This is a genomic window from Paenibacillus sp. Aloe-11, assembly GCF_000245715.1.
GTDB lineage: Bacteria > Bacillota > Bacilli > Paenibacillales > Paenibacillaceae > Paenibacillus > Paenibacillus kribbensis.
The window spans coordinates 495,395-515,741 of record NZ_JH601056.1; the positions used below are offsets into that span (position 1 = coordinate 495,395).

Below are 20,347 nucleotides of genomic sequence, written 5' to 3' on the forward strand. Positions count from 1 at the left end.
AAAGAACAAACAAAATAAATTTAACACTATAAAAATGCACTCTTGCTGCGTAAATCGGCATACAAAAAGGGTGAGTTATGTTTCCAACAGGAACATGACTCACCCTCTTTTAATAAATACATTTGGATTAAACGTCTTTCATGCAAACAGGTCAATTACAGAAGTTAAATTCTTGCACTTTAAGCTGTTGCAGTGGAGAAAGTTTTCCGTAAGCCGGGTTCTGTGCTATCGTGGTACAGACGGGAACTACCCTCCCACTACAAGCGACAATCATCTATCTAGGCCGAATATTGCTATCCGGCTCCAGCGACCAACCTAGACACACCTCGGGCTAAGGCTGCTTCGCGAAGAAGCTGTGTCCTATTAGGTCTTGCTCCAGATGGGGTTTACCAGGAACGAAGTCACCAGCGTTCCTCGGGGTCTCTTACACCTCGGTTCCATCCTTGCCTGTGCCGCAAGCGGCCATCGGCGGTCCATTTCTGTGGCACTATCCTTCAACTCGCGCTGACTGGACGTTATCCAGCATCCTGCCCTATGGAGCCCGGACTTTCCTCTCGCGGCTTACGCCGCCAGCGATTGTCTGTCAAACTTTCCGAACAACATTACATAGTATACAGGGAACGCGCTCACGATACAACCTGAAATTATTGTAAAACAGAAAAATTCCTTTTAACTTTCATAGCATCGAGGTTTTACAAAAATTGAAAGGGTTCAGTATTTACCTGTGACACATGTACTTCCGTTGAATATCGGCCTTCTTCCAACCGTTTGCGCATCCATTCTGCCGTTTTAGACTTCATAATCTTTTCAGCATTATGACCAGGGTCAATAATGGCGATACCCGCCATCAGGGCATCCTGTGCCGTGTGATAGTCGATATCCCCCGTGACTAACACGTCAGCACCTTTAAAAAGCGACTTGTTCACATATCGGCTACCCGAGCCTCCCAGCACGGCTGCTTTTTTGATCGTTCGGTTCAAATCGCCCACCACGCGTACGTGCTCGACGTTAAGACCATTTTTCACGTCATTTGCAAACTCGCGTAAGGTGCGGGCCTCCTTGAGCTTGCCTACCCGTCCCAAGCCAAAGGTACGGCCCTGCAAATCCACATGGTATAGGTCATAAGCCACTTCTTCATAAGGATGGGCCTTCAGCATTGCTTGCACGACTTTATTGCGTACACCCTGCGGTACAATAGTCTCAATACGGACCTCTTCACTACGTTCCATTTTGCCCGGCTCACCCAAAAATGGCTGTGTGCCTTCACCAGGCACGAAAGTTCCGTAGCCATCAATGTTAAAGCTGCAATGACTGTAATTGCCAATATGCCCGGCTCCGGCACCCAGCACGGCGTTCAGTACCTTTTGATGATGTGTTTTGGGTACGAAAACGACAAGCTTGAATAGTTGTTCCGTGTGAACATCCTCCAGCGAGCCTTCACTTTGAATACCCAATGCTTCTGCCATCCAGTCGTTCATGCCATCCTCTGCCGTATCCAGATTCGTATGACTGATATAGACAGCAATATCATTCTTGATCAGCTTCTCATACAATCTGCCCGCAGGCTGATCCGTGTTCAAAGCTTTAAGCGGGCGGAATATAATAGCATGATGGGCAATAATGAGATCAGCCTTTACGCGGATCGCCTCTTCGACAACCTCATCATTGACATCCAGAGCGATCAATATGTTCTTGATTTCCTTCTGCAAGCTGCCAAGCTGAAGCCCGATTCTGTCGTCCGGAACTGCCAAATATTTGGGTGCCAGCTGCTCCATATAGCTAATTACGGTTTGTCCTTTGGCAAACATGCAAGTACCTCCTCTAATTGTTCAATTTGTATACGCAATTGCTCCTGCTTATGCTGCGCAGATTCCTGCTCAGACCGCGATACTTGTGCCAGTACATCCTGAAGCTTCCGAATTTCCAACTGCCATTTCCTGAAAAAGACATCATTCGGCTTTTTGACCAATAACGGTCCAAGCTGCATCAGCCAATCCCGAGTCAGTACCAATGAGGTGCCGGGAAGCTCCCATGGCCGATACAGCTCGTCCTGTTTCAACGGGCTTTCTGAAGCAGGTATTGCCGTTAGAACTTCGTATATTTTCCCGTCCTCTTCCATGATATGCTCGCCTGTTAACACCCACTGATGCTCAATCAACCAGCGACGTAAAATATCCTCGCCTACGTTGGGCTGTAAAACAAGCTGCTTCACGGAAGCAAGCTTGTCTTTCCCTTGATCCAATATCGAAGCGATCAGGGCACCGCCCATGCCGGCTATCGTAATAACATCGACCTCATGGGCCTTAATCACAGCCAAGCCGTCTCCCTTTCTAACCGTAATGCGATTAGCAAGACCTGCTTCAGCCACCTGCTTTTGCGCTGCACGCAACGGACCATCGTTGACCTCGCCCGCAACGGCCTGCGGCACTCTGCCACTACGCACCGCAGCTACAGGCAGTAGCCCATGATCCGAACCAATATCTGCAAGTCTGCTCCCGGCAGGAATTTGTTCCATAATATATTGTAATCGTTGCGAAAGTTTCATGACGTCACCCACGTAATCCATTTTTTTCGAGTCCAAAATAAAATACCTACAACAATAGCCAGCTTCAATATGCTGTAAAACACCATATTCCCCGCCGCTTGATGGCGCAGGATGATCATGTCTGCTTCAGCCATAAAAGCCAGTGTCATTCCAATAGCAAAATAGACCAAGGCCAGACGCGGGAAACGGCGGTGTACCCACCAGCTTAAACCCACCAGCAATACAGTGTGCAAAATCCAGAATACCTCAAGCATCATAAGAGTAGACGTAGGCCAATAGCCGCCCATAAGCACTGCATACACTAAAATCAGCCCAACAAGGCCGCAGTAATGAAGCAGACTAATACGCAGGGTTATTCCCACGAGACACCATAACAAGCCACATAGGCCTACAAGCACAAGAAACCAAATCTTAGCTTCACCCTGATGAAGCTGAATAATCCATACACCCGAACCAAGCATAATCGCACTACCGAGGGTGCTCAGCATGGCACTCATACTCTTTTCAGAAGAACGCCAAATTGCGGCCAACCCATAGCAAATCGCGGTGATTATACATGCCGAGAATATTTGCATTGGCAACGGAAAAGCGGTAAAATAAAAACCAATCAAACAAATGCAGGAAATAATGACAAAACCAAGAAGCCAGACAAATCCATGCCCGTGTCTAAGATATGTAAGCAGCCCGGTGTTGTTACGATTTTGACTCTGTGGCGGATCTCCATCCTCTCGATACAGGTTGGACAAAAAATCGCAATATTGCTCAGGTAGCAACCGGCTTCGCCGCCAATGCTCAATTTCATGTAAAAGTATTGCCCGTTTCTTCTCTTGGTCCAAGCTTCTCCCCTCCACCAAGGCTGCCATGGGATAAAAAAAGACCCTCTGCGTGCTTCAAGCCGCAGAAGGTCCGCAATGGTTCGCTTCTATTCGAGGAAATCCTTCAGTCGCTTACTGCGGCTTGGATGGCGCAGCTTGCGCAGCGCTTTGGCCTCAATCTGACGAATGCGTTCACGTGTAACACCGAATACTTTACCCACTTCTTCAAGCGTTCTGGTTCTTCCGTCATCCAAACCAAAGCGGAGACGCAACACGTTCTCCTCCCGTTCAGTCAACGTATCCAGTACATCCTCAAGCTGTTCCTTCAGAAGTTCATAGGCAGCCGCATCCGCAGGCGCCAGCGCTTCCTGATCCTCAATGAAATCCCCCAAATGAGAGTCATCCTCTTCACCAATTGGCGTTTCCAATGAAACAGGTTCTTGGGCAATTTTCATAATCTCCCGTACTTTTTCCACGCTTAGCTCCATCTCGGCAGCCACTTCCTCCGGCGTAGGTTCACGCCCCAGCTCTTGCAGCAGTTGACGCGATACACGAATCAACTTGTTGATTGTTTCCACCATATGCACTGGGATACGGATCGTTCTGGCCTGATCGGCTATCGCACGCGTAATGGCCTGACGAATCCACCAGGTTGCATACGTACTGAATTTAAATCCTTTTTCGTAATCGAATTTCTCTACTGCCTTAATCAGACCCATATTACCTTCTTGAATCAGATCCAGGAAAAGCATTCCGCGACCAACATAACGTTTTGCAATACTTACAACCAGCCGCAAGTTTGCTTCTGCCAGCCGACGCTTAGCTTCTTCATCACCGTTATTGATCCGTTTGGCGAGTTCTACCTCATCATCAGCTGAAAGTAGCGGTACACGACCAATTTCCTTCAAGTACATCCGGACCGGATCATTGATTTTAATACCGGGAGGCAGGCTCAGATCGTCATCGAAGTTAAAATCATCCCCGTCATTGTTTTCCGGGTCATCATTTTGACGCAATCTGGTAACTTCTTCGTCGTTGTCATTCACAACCTCAATCCCCAAGTCACCCAGCTGCTCATAGAACTCATCCATTTGCTCGGGGTCCTGATCAAACGGCGACAGTTTTTCCATGATATCTTTGTAGTTCAGAGAGGAACTTTTTTTACCCAACTCAATCAATTGATCTTTGACTTGATCCAGTGTCAGTTCCGTCTCCAGTTCAGTATGCTGATCATTCGCCATCTTTCGACTCCCTCCTCCCTAGAAACATCCGACCTCTGTGTGTTCATTGTCTCTCTAGGGCTATAATCTCACTTGCAATTTGTGCTGCACGCAAAAAGTCACCTACGCGCTCAGCGGCTCTCATCTCTTCCCTCTTCAGATCCAGTTGCTCCTGCAATGGAAATTTTCGCACCTGATGAATGTAATCGTCCAAAATGTGCGGTGCCCATACGCCCGGAGCATCCATCATCATGATCGAACTTACGTTTTTCTCCAGTCGGTCATCTTGCAAAGATGAAATAAAGCGGCTTGTATCCGGTAACTTTCCTTGTGCGTAATAGGCGTATAGATAAGCAGCAATCGCTGCATGATCCTCAATATTAAAGGCGTCGCCCAAATGCTTTTCAACATACTCTGCAGCTTCTAAATCCTGCATCATCCAGTGAAGCAATCTGCGTTCCGCCACATGGTAAGCCGGCAGTAAATTAGGTGTGGAGACCTGCCCTTTTTTATGCCTACCATTATTCCACCCATTTTCGTTATTATCCCCAAAGTCCTGTTTTTTTTGCAGGGACTGGCGGAGTATATTGCATTCTTGCTTTAAGGTTTCAAAATCCACCTTAACTTCGGCTGATACTTCGCGCAAATACACTTCCCGCTCGGTCGGGGATGACAGAGGTGCAATGACATTTAATGCTTCGCGGGAATACGCAATTCTTCCTTCTTCCTCTTGCAGTATATGGTTTTTTTTCAGATATATAAGCTTAAATTTCACCGTTGAAACAGCACTTTCGATAATTTGACGCTGAAAGCGCTCGCCGCCGTATTGCCGAATAAAATCATCCGGGTCCATACCGTCACTGATCAATGCTACCTTAACGTGAAGTCCCGCATTTTCCAACAGTGGAAAATTTTTAAGCGCAGCAGCTTGTCCTGCCCGGTCACCATCATAACAAATAATAACCTCGTCGCACAGTCCCTTTAACATCGTGGCATGATGCTCTGTCAGGGCTGTTCCCATGGCGGCCACCCCATTCTGTACACCCGCTTCCCATGCCGAGATGACATCCCCGTAGCCTTCAAAAAGAACGCTCTGGCGAAGCTTGCGAATTGAGGTTTTAGCATGATGAAGATTGTACAGCGTTCGGCTTTTGTTGAACAGCTTCGTTTCCGGTGAATTCAAATACTTTGGCTGTCCCTCGCCAAGAATACGGCCTGCAAAGGCAATAACTTTTCCATTTCGATTCCAGATGGGGAACATAATACGATCCCTGAATCGATCCACATACCCATCACCCTCATGTCGGGGAGAAATAAGTCCCCCCTTTTCCATCTCTACAGGATCAAAGGAACGTTTCTCCAAAAACTGAACAATCGTATCCCATCGGTTCGGTGCATAGCCAATTTGGAATTGATCAATAATCTTGTCACTAAACCCCCGTGAACGCAAATATTCCATAGCTGGTTTGCCGTGCTCCGTATTTTTAAGCAAAAAGTGGTACATCTTAGAAGTTAGCTCATACGCTTGCAGCAGCCTGTCCAACTCAGGATGCTGATGCGATGACTCACGTCCCTGCCATTCGCCGAGAGGGATATGACTTTCTTCCGCCATTGTCCTGACAGCTTCGGGAAAGGATAGTCCTTCGATTTCCATCATAAATTTGATGGCATTGCCTCCCGCGCCGCAGCCGTAGCAGTAAAAAATCTGACGATCCGGTGTCACGGTGAATGAAGGGGTTTTTTCGGAATGAAAAGGACAGAGGCCTTTCATATATTTCCCCTGCTTGGTCAAATGCACGTACTTGCTTACCGTATCTACAATATCATGATGCTGTAAAACCGCCTCAATGATATCATCCGGTATATTACCTTGTCCGGCACTCATGTTAACCACCTTCATCTCTTTAGCACGTAAATATAATTCGATACCGTTACTCATTCTCCTGCAAGTAGAGTAAAAGTTTTGTCAGTTTATGTTGAAAAACTTCGCGATCCTCTACTGTAAACGGTTTAGGACCTTTTCCATAGCGTCCCTTTTTCCGTTCTTTGGCAGAAGTATGACGGCGATCAAGCATAAAATCTATCGAATCGTTTCGATACATAGCTCCGCGAAAAGACATCACTTCACAGCCTTTAGCCAAGGCAAGGGCAGCAAGACCGTAATCGTTGGTAGTTACAATATCTCCTCGTCGGATATGATTAGCAATATAGAGATCGGCACTTTGGTCGCTCCGGTCCACTTTAACGACAGTCACGCCCTCGCTGCCCTGGATGAGATGATCATACGAGGATACCATAATAACCTGAACATGAAAACGGGAAGCCGTTTCTGCAATTTCGTTTTTAACGGGACAAGCATCTCCGTCAACAACGATCCGGACACCCCATAAATTTTCGGATATCTCCACCAGCATCCCCCATCTCCATGCGGATTCGAGTAAAATACGGAACGGGTGCAAGATCACTCTTACACCGTTCCGTATATTTATACCCATTTTTTCAAGTTATTCATACCATGACGACTGACGTTTAGCCTACAAGTTTAGAAAAATCAGCAAAACGCTTCAGTTCTGAGTCAATAGCAGCTAGCAACGCCAAACGATTATTACGAACAGCATCATCCTCAGCCATAACCATAACGGAATCAAAGAACGCCGTCACCGCGGGAGTAATGGATGAAGCAAGCGCCAACGCTTGTGCTGCATCACCTTCCTGTAAAGCAGCATTATAAGATTCGTAAGCGCCATACCATGCTTCATAAAGCGCCTTTTCGCCCTGTTCCATAAACTCACCGGTATTCACTGACTTATGAATCGCCTTGGTAGCCAAATTACTCACCCGGTTAAAGGACTCAACAGTTGACTTAAAACGATCACCTGTTTGCACCGCAGCCATCAGCGCAGCTCCGCGATTGACAACAGAAGCAACATCATCAAATCCGGCTGCAAGCACAGCGTCCACAACGTCATAACGAAGAGTCTCGGACAATAATTTTTTCACGCGCAATCCGAAAAACTCATGTAATTCTTTACGTATTTCATCGGCGGAGCGTTTCATATTTCCAAGGGTTCCGTGCACGTCGATCGCGATATTGAATACATCAGACAACGTAGCCGAAAGCTTGCGATCCAGCAAGATCTGCACGATCCCTGCAGCCTGACGGCGAAGCGCATAAGGGTCTTGCGAGCCTGTCGGAATAATACCGATGGAAAAGCAGCCTGTGATCGTATCTATTTTATCAGCGATACTCACAATAGCCCCAGCGTTCGTAGAAGGAACCGTTTCTCCGGCGAAACGAGGCTGATAATGCTCGAACACTGCTCTCGCCACTTCTTCCTTTTCTCCAGCCTTGCGGGCATAATCCTCACCCATAACACCTTGCAGTTCCGGAAACTCGTACACCATTTGTGTTACCAGGTCGAATTTACAAATATCTGCTGCCCGGCTAACCGATTCCTGTGTATCTGGGGAAACACGAAGCTTCTCTGCCAGAGCATCAGCAATGCGGCGAATCCGCCGTACCTTGTCCCCAACCGTTCCCAGCTCTTCGTGGAAAACAATACTTTCCAGCTTGGAGAGTGCATCCTTGATTTCCAGCTTCTGATCTTCTTCATAAAAGAATTTGGCATCAGACAGCCGCGCACGCAATACTTTTTCATTCCCTTTAGCAATGACTTCCAGTGATTGACTGCCACCGTTACGTACTGTAACAAAGTAAGGCAGCAGCTCTCCGGCGCGGTCCAACACAGGGAAGTAACGCTGATGCTCACGCATGGAAGTAATCAGTACATCCTTCGGAATATTCAAGAAGGATGGATCGAAGCCTCCAAACAGCACCGTTGGTGTTTCGACCAAATACAATACTTCCTCCAACAGATCATCCTTTATTGCAATCGTCCAGTCTTTTTCGGCTGCCAACGCTTCAATCTGCTTCACGATAAGCGCTTGACGTTCCTCAATGTCTACAATGACATGCTGCTTGCGAAGCACTTCAACATAGTCAGCCGGGCGCTCTACAACAGCGTCCTGTCCAAGGAAACGATGGCCTCTCGTCACATTTCCTGACTGTACTCCGGCAATTTCCAGGTTGATAATATCGCTGCCAAACAAGGCAATCAACCATCGGATCGGACGAACAAACTTGAAGTCATAGCTCGCCCAACGCATGAATTTAGGGAATGTCATTGCATGTAATACATGCAGCAACCCTTCAGATAGCACTTCCGCCGTCGGTACACCAACGCTGCTCTTGGTCGCATAAATATATTCCACGCCACCAAGCTCCTTGAACGTAAACTGTTCAGGATCAACCCCCTGACTACGAGCAAAACCAAGAGCGGCCTTGCTCCAGTTGCCAGCTTCATCAAGCGCAATTTTGCGGGAAGGGCCTTTAACTTCTTCGTTGATGTCCTCTTGTTTCTCTGCTACTTCCTTGACCAGCACCGCCAAACGGCGAGGTGTGGCATAAGCCTCTACAGCGCCATAAGCAATACGCGAGCTGTCAAGCCACGCTGCCATACGCTCCTTCAACTGCTGAATCGCATTCGGGATAAACCGTGCAGGCACTTCCTCCAAACCGATTTCAAACAATAAATCCTTAGACATGTGCCGCACCTCCTTTCTTCAACAGCGGGAAGCCCAGCTTCTCGCGTTCCTCCAGATAGGTCGCAGCCACCTGACGCGCCAAATTCCGCACCCGAATAATAAATCCGGTTCGTTCCGTCACACTGATTGCCCCGCGTGCATCCAGCAGGTTGAACGCATGAGAGCATTTCAGCACATAATCATAGGCCGGAAATACAAGATGCTGCGCCATCGCTTTATTAGCTTCTTCCTCATACATATTAAAAAGAGTGAAAAGCATTTTAACATCTGACACTTCAAACGTATATTTGGAATGCTCGAATTCAGGCTGATGGAAGACATCACCGTACGTGATTCCATTGACCCACTCCAAATCGAACACATTTTCCTTGTCCTGAATGTAAGAAGCAAGACGCTCCATACCATACGTAATTTCAACCGCAACCGGACTGGCATCAATGCCGCCTACTTGCTGGAAATACGTAAACTGGGTAATTTCCATACCGTCCAGCCATACTTCCCAGCCTAGTCCCCAGGCCCCCAGCGTTGGTGCTTCCCAGTTGTCTTCAACAAACCGAATATCGTGCTCCAGAGGGTTGATTCCCAAACGAGTCAAACTTTCCAGATACAATTCCTGAATATTGTCCGGCGAAGGCTTTAAGACCACTTGAAACTGGTGATGCTGATACAAACGATTCGGATTCTCACCATATCGTCCGTCTGATGGGCGGCGGGAAGGCTCAACATAAGCTACGTTCCACGGCTCAGGTCCGATCGACCGCAAATAGGTCATCGGATTCATCGTGCCTGCCCCTTTTTCCGTGTCATACGGCTGTACAATAATACAATTCTGCTCGGCCCAAAATTGCTGCAGCGTTAAAATCATCTGCTGAAAATTCATGGTACACACTCCTTTTCCAATTGCCTCAAATGATGGTGATTTCTTCTTATAAAAACTCGTATGTACAGGGCTGTCTACTTCCAACATGCCTTGCCAGAGACAGCAAAAAGCCCCCGCCTCTACGCCTGTACAGACGTAGGGACGAGAGCTCACTCCCGCGGTTCCACCCTACTTGATTACGATCCTCCATCACCAGTCAGACCATAATCCTCTTTTCCGTGTCCATTCAGACGCTCCCGAGTGCCTTGTTCACGAGCAATTCTCGCTGGGCTTACACCGTCCCCAACTCGCTAATCCCAGAGAATAATCCCGCTACTTTCTCGTTCAATGCATCTGCTCCCAAAGGAGATATAGTAGGATATTACACGTTTTCGGCAACACAGTCAAGAGATCAGGGCATTTCACATATCGTACTTATCGAGCTGATCCAAAAAGTTGCGTGATTTCAGCTTAACCTCCAGCTGCATATCCATAAATTGACGCATGACATGTTTGATCTCCAGCTTGGTGGAGTCCTTCACATCAATGTTGCCAAGACGATTTAAATCCATTCTGGCGAACAAGCGCAGCAACTTCAACGTACGTGGAGTGACGCTTAAGGCAGCTGGATCAAAATGCTTGTAGCTCCGACACAAAACTCCGCCCAGCCTAGGACTGACAAACATATCCTCATCGGCACATTGTTGTCCGCTTGAGATACATGCATCTAGCTGAGGAGCATAACCGGCCGCCTGCAGTATTTTAAATTCATAAATACTCATGACGATCAGCGGATCTTTGCCACTCTCCAACGCCTCCAGACAAGCTTTAAGCTGCTTAAACCAGAATGTTCCAGTTTCTTCATCCTGTAGCACTCGATCGAGCAGTTCACAGGCATACGAGGCGTAAGCAGCTTTGGTAATATCCTCGCGCAATACATGGTGAGATTGGATAATTTCACCGGCATTCAACGTACCTAAGCCTGTATTTCGAAAATAAACAAATTCGCCGTACGTAAACGGCTGCGTCAAAGCGGCATGACGGCTTTTGGATTTTTTTGCTCCTCTGACCAACACGCCAGCTTTACCTCCGCTTTCGGTGCAAAGCGTAATAATTTTGTTCCCTTCACCGTAATCCATGCTGCGGATGACGATTCCTTCCACCCTGTAAAGCATGCCTCTTCCCCCAAACATTCGCGAAGAAGCCAGTGGCTCCCCCTATTCACAGGCTTCTTCATGCTCGTCCGACTCCCCTTCATCCGTGTCTTGCTCCCTAATCACGGCGCTCTCCCTGTATAACAGATACGCACCGACATCTCCAGTCATCGCAAAATACTTCCACGAAAAATCTCGCAATCGTATTCATCCTTTCTTCGGAAATGACGTTTGCATCTCAAAAGATAGGATGATGCGAAGAGAAGGGAAGTATGCAATGAAATAAATGGATTGCTTTAAAAAAGGCCGCTGTATTGGGTTGGGACGCCGCTCCGCGAATGATTTGATCTTACGATCGCTGTTACCCCCGAATTTATTCGAATGTACAAACATGCAAAGGGTTAAATTCGGGGGTAAAGGCGAACGCTAACGCTTCTACAGATTCAAATCCTTCGCTCCGCTGCAACGTGCACACAGTTCATAACCCTTTTGAAAAACGCTCGTCATTTCATCGCTGGAAGAAAAGGGTAGAAAGAGCAAAGAGTTAAGCGCCGCACATGCGCGGCGCTTGGAATGACCAAAAGACATGTTACTTCACGGCTTTTGTCGAGGTCGGGACGGCTTTTTTATGATGCTCACAGCAACTATACATATTTATTGAATGTCAATTTCAGCCTCAATAAACCCTTGAACTAAAGTGAACGTAGAGTCAAGTTATGCTTTTTAGGCGTCGCGGTGGAAGCCAAGGTCACGAAGAACGCGCTCCTGGTTGCGCCAGTCTTTTTTGACCTTAACCCACAGCTCCAGGAAAATTTTCGAACCCAGCAAATTTTGAATGTCCTGACGTGCCTGTTTCCCTACCTCTTTGAGCATAGCTCCCTGTTTGCCGATAATAATACCCTTCTGGGAATCACGTTCCACAAAAATGACAGCCATTATATGCACGACACCGTTGTCCTGCACTTTCATGTCTTCAATCATAACTGCAATAGAATGCGGCACTTCCTCGCGTGTCATATGCAAAATCTTTTCTCTTACCAGCTCGGCAATGACGAACTGCTCCGGGTGGTCGGTAATTTGGTCATCCGGGTAATACTGCGGACCTTCTGGCAAGTATTTTTGCAACTGCTCCAACAGACGGTCTACATTGTTGCCCATTTTGGCCGAGATCGGCACGATTTCCGCGAAGTCATACAGCTTACGATATTGCTCAATCAGGGGCAACAATGCTTCAGGCTCAATCCGGTCAATTTTATTCAAGACCAGAATAACTGGCGTTCTCACTTGTTTTAGCTGTTCCACGATAAAACGGTCGCCTCCGCCCAAACCTTCAGCGGCATCAATAAGAAAAAGCACCGCCTCTACTTCACCCAATGCATTAAAGGCTGTTTGGTTCATGTAATCGCCTAATTTAGACTGGCGCTTGTGAATCCCTGGTGTATCCAAAAATACAATTTGCGTGTCCTCTGTCGTATATACCCCGTGAATTTTGTTACGTGTGGTTTGCGGCTTGTCTGACATAATAGCGATCTTTTGACCAATGACATGGTTCATTAGTGTTGATTTTCCTACATTGGGTCTGCCAACAATCGCGACAAAACCTGACTTAAAGTGTTTCTTGACCATTTCGTTTCCTCCAGCGCTATCAAGCACCTATTTTTTGTTTTGTTATTTTCATTGCATGAGCTGACGAATTAACGCCAACAAAGGACTGTAAAATACAAATATGCCAATAATTACAGCAAAAACCGCTGCCAGGAGCACGGCTCCGGCGGCGGTGTCTTTAGCCGCTTTGGCCAGCGGGTTAATATCAGGTGAGATGAGATCCACCGCTGCTTCGACAGCGGTGTTAACCAGCTCGGCTACAATAACCAGGGCCATTGCTACACAGACAAACAACCAGTCGAGCCGGGAGATACGCAGGCCTAGGCCTGCTATAATGACAAGAAGCGCCACGACCACATGTATCCGCATATTAACTTGCGTACGCAGAGCGTAGAACACCCCTTCTGCTGCATAGCGAAAGGTCATTCTCCAAGGCTGACGTCTCATTACCGTGTCAACCCCACTTGAGCCAGCACAGCTTCCTGCTTACCCATCATTTCGGCCTCACTCGCCTCATCCTGATGATCATATCCTAACAGATGCAAAAAACCGTGAACAAACAAAAAGCCGATTTCACGTTCAATTGAATGTCCATATTCTTCGCTTTGAGCTTGCGCTGTCTGCACAGAGATAATAATATCCCCCAGCACATCGGGTACATCCTCCAATGAATTTTCTTCAATCGGCTCGTAGATGATTTCAAGCTCTTCATCCAGTGTTTCCTTCATAGCAAACGACAACACATCGGTGGGACGATCGATTCCCCGATAATCCCTGTTCAGCTCATGAATTTGCTCATCATTTACGAAGGTAAGAGCTACCTCACCGTCCGTTACTCCTTCCACCTTGCCCGCCTCTTCTAATAAGGTGTTCAGCAGCGAGATCAAGGATTCGCTAATGACCATATCATTTTGTTCATTATTCCATGCTAATTGAAGGCCCATGCCAACCGCTCCTTTTAATTCTTTAAGCTTTCTCGTTCTCGGACTTGGGTCTTTCTTCGGGATACTCAATGCGGGAATGGAAAATCCCCATTACCGTTTCTTTGAGGGTTTGAGCTATGATATCAAGCTCCCGCATGGTCAGCTCACAGTCATTAAACTGGTGATCATCAAGTCGGCTTTTAATAATTTTTTCAATCATGGACTCTACCTGTTCCACCGTTGGCTTCCGTAAGGAACGAACTGCAGCTTCCACGCTATCCGCAATCCCTACTACAGCAGACTCTTTAGACTGAGCCTTAGGTCCCGGATAACGAAAATCATCTTCAGTGAAGTCAGGCTCTATACCCTTCTCTTCCGCTTCACGCAATGCCTTGTGATAAAAATAGTGCAGGAACGTCGTTCCGTGGTGCTGCTCGGCAATATCACGAATCGGCTTGGGTAGCTTGTAATCCAATTGCATTTCCACACCGTCACGGGCATGGGCAATAATAATGGATTTGCTCAGCTTCGGCTCTATTGTATCATGTGGATTCTCCAATCCATTTTGATTTTCAATGAAGTACGACGGCCTCTTCGTTTTACCAATGTCATGATAATACGAACCGACCCGGCACAACAAGCCATTGGCTCCCATAGCTTCCGCTGCAGCCTCAGACAGATTCCCCACCATTACGCTATGGTGATACGTTCCCGGTGTCTCTGTAAGCAGCTTGCGCAGCAACGGATGGTTGGGGTTGGACAGCTCCACAAGCTTTAACGCCGACAAGATGCCAAAGGTGGACTCAAAAAATGGCATTAACCCGATCACAAGGATCGCCGTAATCAGACCGCCTGCAAAAGCAAAGGCTACTCCATAGAGGGTCGTTGTTTGAGTCCAGTTGCCTTGGTCAATCAATGCCAGAGAAAAAACAGTTAAGGCCCCGAACAAGCATACCATAATCGCTCCCTTGAACAATGTAGAGCGCTGGCTGGCCCGATGAGTTGAGAAAATGGCTGCCAGACAGACCACAAGGGCAAAAAATCCAAAATTAAAGTCAAAATTTTGTCCTTGACGGACATTCAATATGACACTTGCCAATATACTAAATATAACGGCACAAACGAAAGCCACCGACATATCAAGCAACAGAGTTACGAGCATAGCTCCAAGCGCGATAGGTGCCAGATAGCCGAGATAGGAATGTTCACTGTTCTGAAGTATAGAGACAAGCAGCATTGCCCCTACCGTAATCACAAAGATTAATACCAGCATAAGCAATTGCGCATTATTATACTTGAAGTTTCGGGTTCGTGATTGGAATTGGCGAATATACATGAACAGTCCCAAAGCCAGCATCGTCGACAGCATCAACAGGCCGAATTGTGGCCAATAGTTGATTTTATCCTTAAGCAGCTCGTTTTCATCAAGCAAAGTGTAGATTTCCTGGGTAATAATCTCACCCTTCTTGACGAGTACCTCACCTTGTTTAATATAGACTGTTGGCGTATCTTCACGAGCTTGTACTTTGGCATCCTTCGTAGCTGTATCATCATAAAATTTGTTAGCTGTAATCACAAGCCTTGCAAGTTCCTGAACAACCTCCCGCGAGGTACGCTTGGTGAGCGAGCTTGTACTAACCCGTTCAGCCACCTTGGCACGGGCTGTCTGGGCATCCGTAATTTGATCATTCATCAAACCCGTCACAATCTCACGGGCTACGGGGCGCATTTCGGCAATATCCTCAGATGTAAGTCGCGGAATTTTAATGAACGTTTCCTCTGGAATGCGGTACGTTTGCTCCTTCGTTTTTTGCAGCACCTCATCCAGCAGCTTATCCGGGTATGCATCCGCATTCCGGCTGTTGTTCACAAAATTTTGCACAAAATCCCGTGCACGCTGAGGAATTTCATCCTTATAAATCGCAATCTTGTCCGCTCTGGACACCTGATCATCCTGATTGAGTCGTTCAATTCGATCCAGAATACCGGTAATCAGGTTATCGTTGCGAATCGGTACAATCGTATACATAGGCTGCACGCGTTCAGCCGATTCCTCTTGCGCCTTCAAAGTCGCCTTGCTGTTTGGAAGCTGCATCGGAGCGACAATTTCCTTTTCACTCGGCTGATTTATCCGGATATCATAACGCTCGGGAAGCAGCTTGGACGCCAAACCCACATAAAAAAGAATCACCAAAAATAAAAACAGAAGATAGCGCGTCGCCACGCTATACTTCCATCCATTCATTCTATGTTGGAACGTTTTTCCATTAGATAATTCCTTCGAGGTCATCGTTTTTCCATTAGATAATTCCTTCGAGGTCATCTAAAACAATCCCTCTCCATCATCTTTTTCAAGGCAGCTACGCTGCTCATTTCATTCAGCGGATTGAACCAGACCGCATTCGTAACATACATGCTACCCTTGATTTTCAGCAACTCGGTCATAGGCAACGATTATTTTTTGAACGAGGGAATGACGGACAACGTCCTCTTCCGCAAACTGGACAAAGCCAATTTCCTCAATCCCTTGTAAAATCGCATGGGCTTCAATCAGGCCGGATTTTTTGCCACGAGGCAAATCAATCTGGGTAACATCGCCAGTGATGACCATTTTCGAGCCGAAGCCAAGCCGTGTCAAAAACATTTTCATCTGCTCCGGTGTGGTGTTTTGTGCTTCATCCAAAATGATAAATGAGTCATCCAGCGTCCGTCCCCGCATATAGGCCAAAGGGGCGATCTCGATCAATCCGCGCTCCAGTGCCTTTGCAGTCTGCTCTGGACCCATTACATCGTATAGCGCATCATACAACGGCCGTAGATAAGGATCAACCTTTTCTTGTAAATCCCCGGGCAAAAAGCCCAAATTTTCACCGGCTTCCACCGCAGGGCGGGTCAGCACAATACGCTTGACTGAACCTTCCTTCAGAGCGGCTACAGCCAGCACCACAGCCAAATACGTTTTTCCCGTACCTGCAGGTCCGATTCCAAATACAATATCGCGTTTCTTAATCGTTGTTACATAATGCTTTTGTCCAATCGTTTTGACCCGAATCGGCTTGCCCCGGAACGTGGTCGTAATTTCTCCCTTGAACAAATCGAGCAGCTGGTCAGCACGCAAATCTTTTGCCAGCTCAATCGCATAATGGACGTCCCTTTCGGTCAGGATATACCCATTACGAATTAACTGGAGGAGCACATCGAACAATTGTTCGAGCACTTCCACCTCGTGAGCGTTACCAAAAACATTAACTTCCGCCTCACGAGATGCTATTTTTGCGGGAATAGCGGCTTCAATCAATTTTAAAAAGGAATCCTGCGGGCCGAATAACGCCTGTCCTTCTCCCGCATTGTTCAATGCAATTTGTATGCTGCGTTGTTGTTCTGCCAAATAGCCTCATTCTCCTTGGTTATGAACTAACGGAAGTTCTTCCGCAATATCCTGTTCCACTTCAAAAAGCACTTTCATATAAACTTTACCATTGTCTCTCTTCTCATGCAAAATTTTTTGGCTCATTATTTTCGTTCCTTTACCATATTTGGCTAAAATGTTGGCACGCGCTCCTTCGATCCCTGTTTTTTTTGCTTCCGCTTCCGTAAGCTTTTCCTCCTGTATCTTGGTCTCTCGTACACTTTCGGTCATCCATCCAACCGGAAGCTTGTAGGAGCGCCACGTTAGCGGATCATGCTCAACTGTTGTTTTATGAGCAGGATAAGGTATTTTCCCATATCCCCATAACTGCACTGCACGGTTGCCCAGCACCAGATACAAGCGCTCGTGACTGTTTCCCGTGTATGTACTGCTACGCCGCACCATGGGGCTGCTGATTTCGTATTCATGCCACACTAGTCCTTTGATCTCCCCCTTGGCCACGACCTGCTGCTGATTTTCCTCATCTCCAAGCGTTCCTGAAATGAGAATAGCTCCTTTTTTGACACGTGTATTTTTATGCACAACAGGGCGACCCTGCTCGGCAAAAATTTCAGTGACTACCGCGTCGGCGTTGCTGATGAGATGACGTGGACTGTAGAGCGGCTCAGGAGCAGGCTGTGAGGCTTCGACAACCTGAATCGTCACCAATGTTCCCTGCTTCTCTACACCGATCCAGGATGCCTGCGGAAGCTTTTGCATGAGCGCACGCGAAAGCTTGTCCTGGCTGGAAAGACGAAAGCTCCATTGAAACGGATAGAGCCCCTCCTGTCGGGCAGCTTTGAGAACGGATTCCGTCGAGAGCTTGTCATTTCCCTTCACTTCAATATCCCAAATGAGCGATGACATCAGGAGGAGACCGATCCAGAATAAAGCCAGTCCTGCCAGAAAAAATTTGCGTTTGGCAAGCCGGACCGCAATGAAGGGAAACCCTTGTCGCTTCAGAATATGCATTTTACAGCCTGTCCTTCTCAAAAGCGGGCGCAACAGGAAGACGTGCGGCAGCAGAAGGTTCATCTCTGCAAGTTTCGTACCCATCGGCCGCACGTTCCAAACAGGTATATGATGCTCGGTGAGCAAATTGATGAAATCTTCCACGCTTTCGCCCCTAACGGCAAGCGTCACCGTGCCACGCAGCTTCGTTAAAGCAGGTTGTTTCATGAGCCTTCCTCCGTTCCTTCCATTTGAATATCCGTGATCTGTCCTTCCACACTGACCTGGTCTGGCAAAATGGACGTAATGACCAGGTTATGCCCTGACACCCGCAGCTTGCCTTGCGCAAGCGCCAGTACAAGCCGATCCGGTGTGAAATCCATAACCCCCCGGTGATTCTCCACATAAAGCTGGCGACTGCCAATGAGGGTTAACCGCGGCAGGTCAAATAGAATGTCCTGCGGAAGCTCCAGCGTTTCGCTGGCCCACTTTCGCAGTTTGCGGCTCATCCGGCTCATCCGGCTCATACGGCGAAATCTCCTTTCCTGTCATCAAAGCAGCTGTTATCCAACAGCTAGTTGAAGTTTTGATGATAGCTACGCTTCTATTTACATGAACTGCCGATAGCGCTTATATGAACGTCATCTCACCAGCGCCACAGATATCTGTACTGTACATTTTATGATCCACTCATCACATTTATGAGGCGAAACTGACAATTCATAGCAACCACAATATTGCATGCAAGCAGAGCAACATTTACAAAAATCCACAGCAAAAAAGACAACCCCGTTTTGTATTTCAAAACAAGGTTGTCTTTTGCCATTTTATCGTATAAACGGTTATTTCTCGGGGTCACGATTCAAAAGTGAATTTTTTCTGGAGTATAAAAAATAAACCGCCAAACCAATGACAAGCCAAATGATAAAGCGAATAAAGGTCTGACCATTCAAATTAAAAATGAGTACTGCACACGAAATGATGGCCAGGATCGGAATATAGGGGACCCCGGGACATCGAAACGCTCTTGGCAGATCGGGTTGTGTTTTTCTCATAACGATGACGGCGACCGAAATCAGAATAAATGCTGACAGGGTTCCGATATTCACCAAACTTGCCAGCTCATCCAGCGGGATTAGCCCGCCCATGAATGCAGATAAAGTACCAAAAAACAACGTGTTAATATACGGCGTTTTATATTTAGGATGAACCTTTGATAATACTTTGGGCACCAAGCCGTCACGTGACATGGCAAACATAATGCGAGTTTGACCATAAAGCATAACCAGCATGACCGTTGTCATCCCCAAGATGGCCCCTATATCCACAATACCCGCAACCCAGTTCTGACCTGCAACCTGCAAGACAAGCGACACCGGGTGGGAAATGCCTTCAAAATCCATAAACGGCACAATACCTGTCATAATCCCGCTGACAATGACATATAAAAGCGTACAAATGACGAGTGAGAAAATGATCCCCCGCGGTAAATCACGAGCTGGGTTTTTGGTTTCTTCTGCGGCAGATGATACGGCATCGAAACCAATAAAGGCAAAAAACACAAGTGCCGCGGCTCCAAACACTCCACTAAAGCCAAATGGCAAAAACGGTGTCCAATGAGCCGGCTTCACGTATTTAACAGCAACGATGATAAATAATAAAATCACAATAATTTTTACAACAACCATGATATTATTAATTCGTTTTGATTCCCGGATTCCAAAATAAAGCAATAATGTAATCCCCATCAAAATCACAAAGGCCGGAAGATTAAAATAGGTAGACTGGTCCTTTAAAGCGCCTGGTGCAGCAGTTAACTCAAGAGGAATATGAATGCCGAGTCCATTCAGGAATGACACAAAATATCCGGACCAGCCTGCGGAAACCGCACTGGCGGCCAGCATGTATTCCAAAATTAAATCCCATCCGATAATAAAGGCCAGTAGCTCCCCCATCGTGGCATATGTGAAAGTGTAGACAGAACCGGACACTGGTACAGTGGATGCAAACTCGGCGTAAGCCAAGGCAGCGAATAAACAGGCAAGCCCTGCAATCACAAAAGAGATAACCAAACCCGGACCAGCCGTGACCGCTCCTGTGCCTGTCAAAACAAAAATCCCTGTTCCGATAATAGCTCCAATCCCGAGCATGGTTAAATCAAACGCGCCCAGGTCTCTTCTTAGTGCTTTTTCTCCCCGCGTAGCAGCAACCAGCTGTTCAATGCTTTTTTTTCTGAACAGGCCATTACTCATCCATTCCAT

General features: G+C 47.1%; 18 protein-coding genes and 1 other RNA gene. All 19 read right to left on the reverse strand.

The window, feature by feature from the left end; translation table 11 throughout:
* Positions 1–194: 194 nt before the first annotated feature.
* Positions 195–592: RNase P RNA component class A (gene rnpB / locus WG8_RS26035), an RNA gene on the reverse strand.
* A gap of 100 nt (positions 593–692) precedes the next feature.
* Complete coding sequence (locus tag WG8_RS15810) at positions 693–1,808, reverse strand: Nif3-like dinuclear metal center hexameric protein (protein ID WP_007431227.1); 1,116 nt, start codon at positions 1,806–1,808, stop codon at positions 693–695.
* Entirely contained in the window at positions 1,784–2,545 is a 762-nt protein-coding gene (locus WG8_RS15815) for a tRNA (adenine(22)-N(1))-methyltransferase (protein WP_007431228.1), read from the reverse strand. The genes WG8_RS15810 and WG8_RS15815 overlap by 25 nt, the downstream gene beginning before the upstream one ends.
* Positions 2,542–3,381 (reverse strand): hypothetical protein, encoded by an 840-nt coding sequence (locus WG8_RS15820; RefSeq protein WP_043891105.1) that lies wholly within the window; start codon positions 3,379–3,381, stop codon positions 2,542–2,544. Before WG8_RS15820 ends, WG8_RS15815 begins: the two co-directional genes overlap by 4 nt.
* Before the next feature lie 86 nt (positions 3,382–3,467).
* Positions 3,468–4,601: an RNA polymerase sigma factor RpoD gene (rpoD, locus tag WG8_RS15825; RefSeq protein WP_007431230.1), complete on the reverse strand. Its 1,134-nt coding sequence runs from the start codon at positions 4,599–4,601 to the stop codon at positions 3,468–3,470.
* Between the two features lie 43 nt (positions 4,602–4,644).
* Complete coding sequence (dnaG, locus tag WG8_RS15830; protein ID WP_179032941.1) at positions 4,645–6,519, reverse strand: DNA primase; 1,875 nt, start codon at positions 6,517–6,519, stop codon at positions 4,645–4,647.
* On the reverse strand, positions 6,512–6,994 hold the full coding sequence (locus WG8_RS15835; protein WP_007431232.1) for a YaiI/YqxD family protein: 483 nt from the start codon (positions 6,992–6,994) through the stop codon (positions 6,512–6,514). The genes dnaG and WG8_RS15835 overlap by 8 nt, the downstream gene beginning before the upstream one ends.
* Positions 6,995–7,109: 115 nt before the next feature.
* Positions 7,110–9,185 carry a glycine--tRNA ligase subunit beta gene (gene glyS, locus WG8_RS15840; RefSeq protein ID WP_007431233.1) on the reverse strand — a complete coding sequence of 692 codons (2,076 nt, stop codon included), beginning with the start codon at positions 9,183–9,185 and terminating at the stop codon, positions 7,110–7,112.
* Positions 9,178–10,065, reverse strand: coding sequence for a glycine--tRNA ligase subunit alpha (gene glyQ, locus WG8_RS15845; protein ID WP_007431234.1), 888 nt, complete (start codon positions 10,063–10,065; stop codon positions 9,178–9,180). The genes glyS and glyQ overlap by 8 nt, the downstream gene beginning before the upstream one ends.
* A 401-nt stretch (positions 10,066–10,466) precedes the next feature.
* Complete coding sequence (gene recO / locus WG8_RS15850) at positions 10,467–11,219, reverse strand: DNA repair protein RecO (RefSeq protein ID WP_007431235.1); 753 nt, start codon at positions 11,217–11,219, stop codon at positions 10,467–10,469.
* A gap of 42 nt (positions 11,220–11,261) precedes the next feature.
* Complete coding sequence (locus tag WG8_RS26635; RefSeq protein ID WP_007431236.1) at positions 11,262–11,399, reverse strand: YqzL family protein; 138 nt, start codon at positions 11,397–11,399, stop codon at positions 11,262–11,264.
* 522 nt (positions 11,400–11,921) lie between these two features.
* Positions 11,922–12,824, reverse strand: coding sequence for a GTPase Era (gene era, locus WG8_RS15855; RefSeq protein ID WP_007431237.1), 903 nt, complete (start codon positions 12,822–12,824; stop codon positions 11,922–11,924).
* Positions 12,825–12,872: 48 nt separating this feature from the next.
* Positions 12,873–13,250: a diacylglycerol kinase family protein gene (locus WG8_RS15860; protein WP_007431238.1), complete on the reverse strand. Its 378-nt coding sequence runs from the start codon at positions 13,248–13,250 to the stop codon at positions 12,873–12,875.
* Positions 13,250–13,747 (reverse strand): rRNA maturation RNase YbeY, encoded by a 498-nt coding sequence (gene ybeY / locus WG8_RS15865; protein ID WP_007431239.1) that lies wholly within the window; start codon positions 13,745–13,747, stop codon positions 13,250–13,252. Before ybeY ends, WG8_RS15860 begins: the two co-directional genes overlap by 1 nt.
* Positions 13,748–13,769: 22 nt before the next feature.
* Entirely contained in the window at positions 13,770–16,016 is a 2,247-nt protein-coding gene (locus WG8_RS15870) for an HD family phosphohydrolase (RefSeq protein WP_043891182.1), read from the reverse strand.
* A gap of 126 nt (positions 16,017–16,142) precedes the next feature.
* Entirely contained in the window at positions 16,143–17,114 is a 972-nt protein-coding gene (locus WG8_RS15875) for a PhoH family protein (RefSeq protein ID WP_007431241.1), read from the reverse strand.
* A gap of 6 nt (positions 17,115–17,120) precedes the next feature.
* Complete coding sequence (gene yqfD, locus WG8_RS15880) at positions 17,121–18,314, reverse strand: sporulation protein YqfD (protein ID WP_007431242.1); 1,194 nt, start codon at positions 18,312–18,314, stop codon at positions 17,121–17,123.
* Positions 18,311–18,604 (reverse strand): sporulation protein YqfC, encoded by a 294-nt coding sequence (yqfC, locus tag WG8_RS15885; protein ID WP_010345357.1) that lies wholly within the window; start codon positions 18,602–18,604, stop codon positions 18,311–18,313. The genes yqfD and yqfC overlap by 4 nt, the downstream gene beginning before the upstream one ends.
* A 324-nt stretch (positions 18,605–18,928) precedes the next feature.
* Positions 18,929–20,338, reverse strand: coding sequence for an amino acid permease (locus WG8_RS15890; protein ID WP_007431244.1), 1,410 nt, complete (start codon positions 20,336–20,338; stop codon positions 18,929–18,931).
* Positions 20,339–20,347 lie beyond the last annotated feature (9 nt).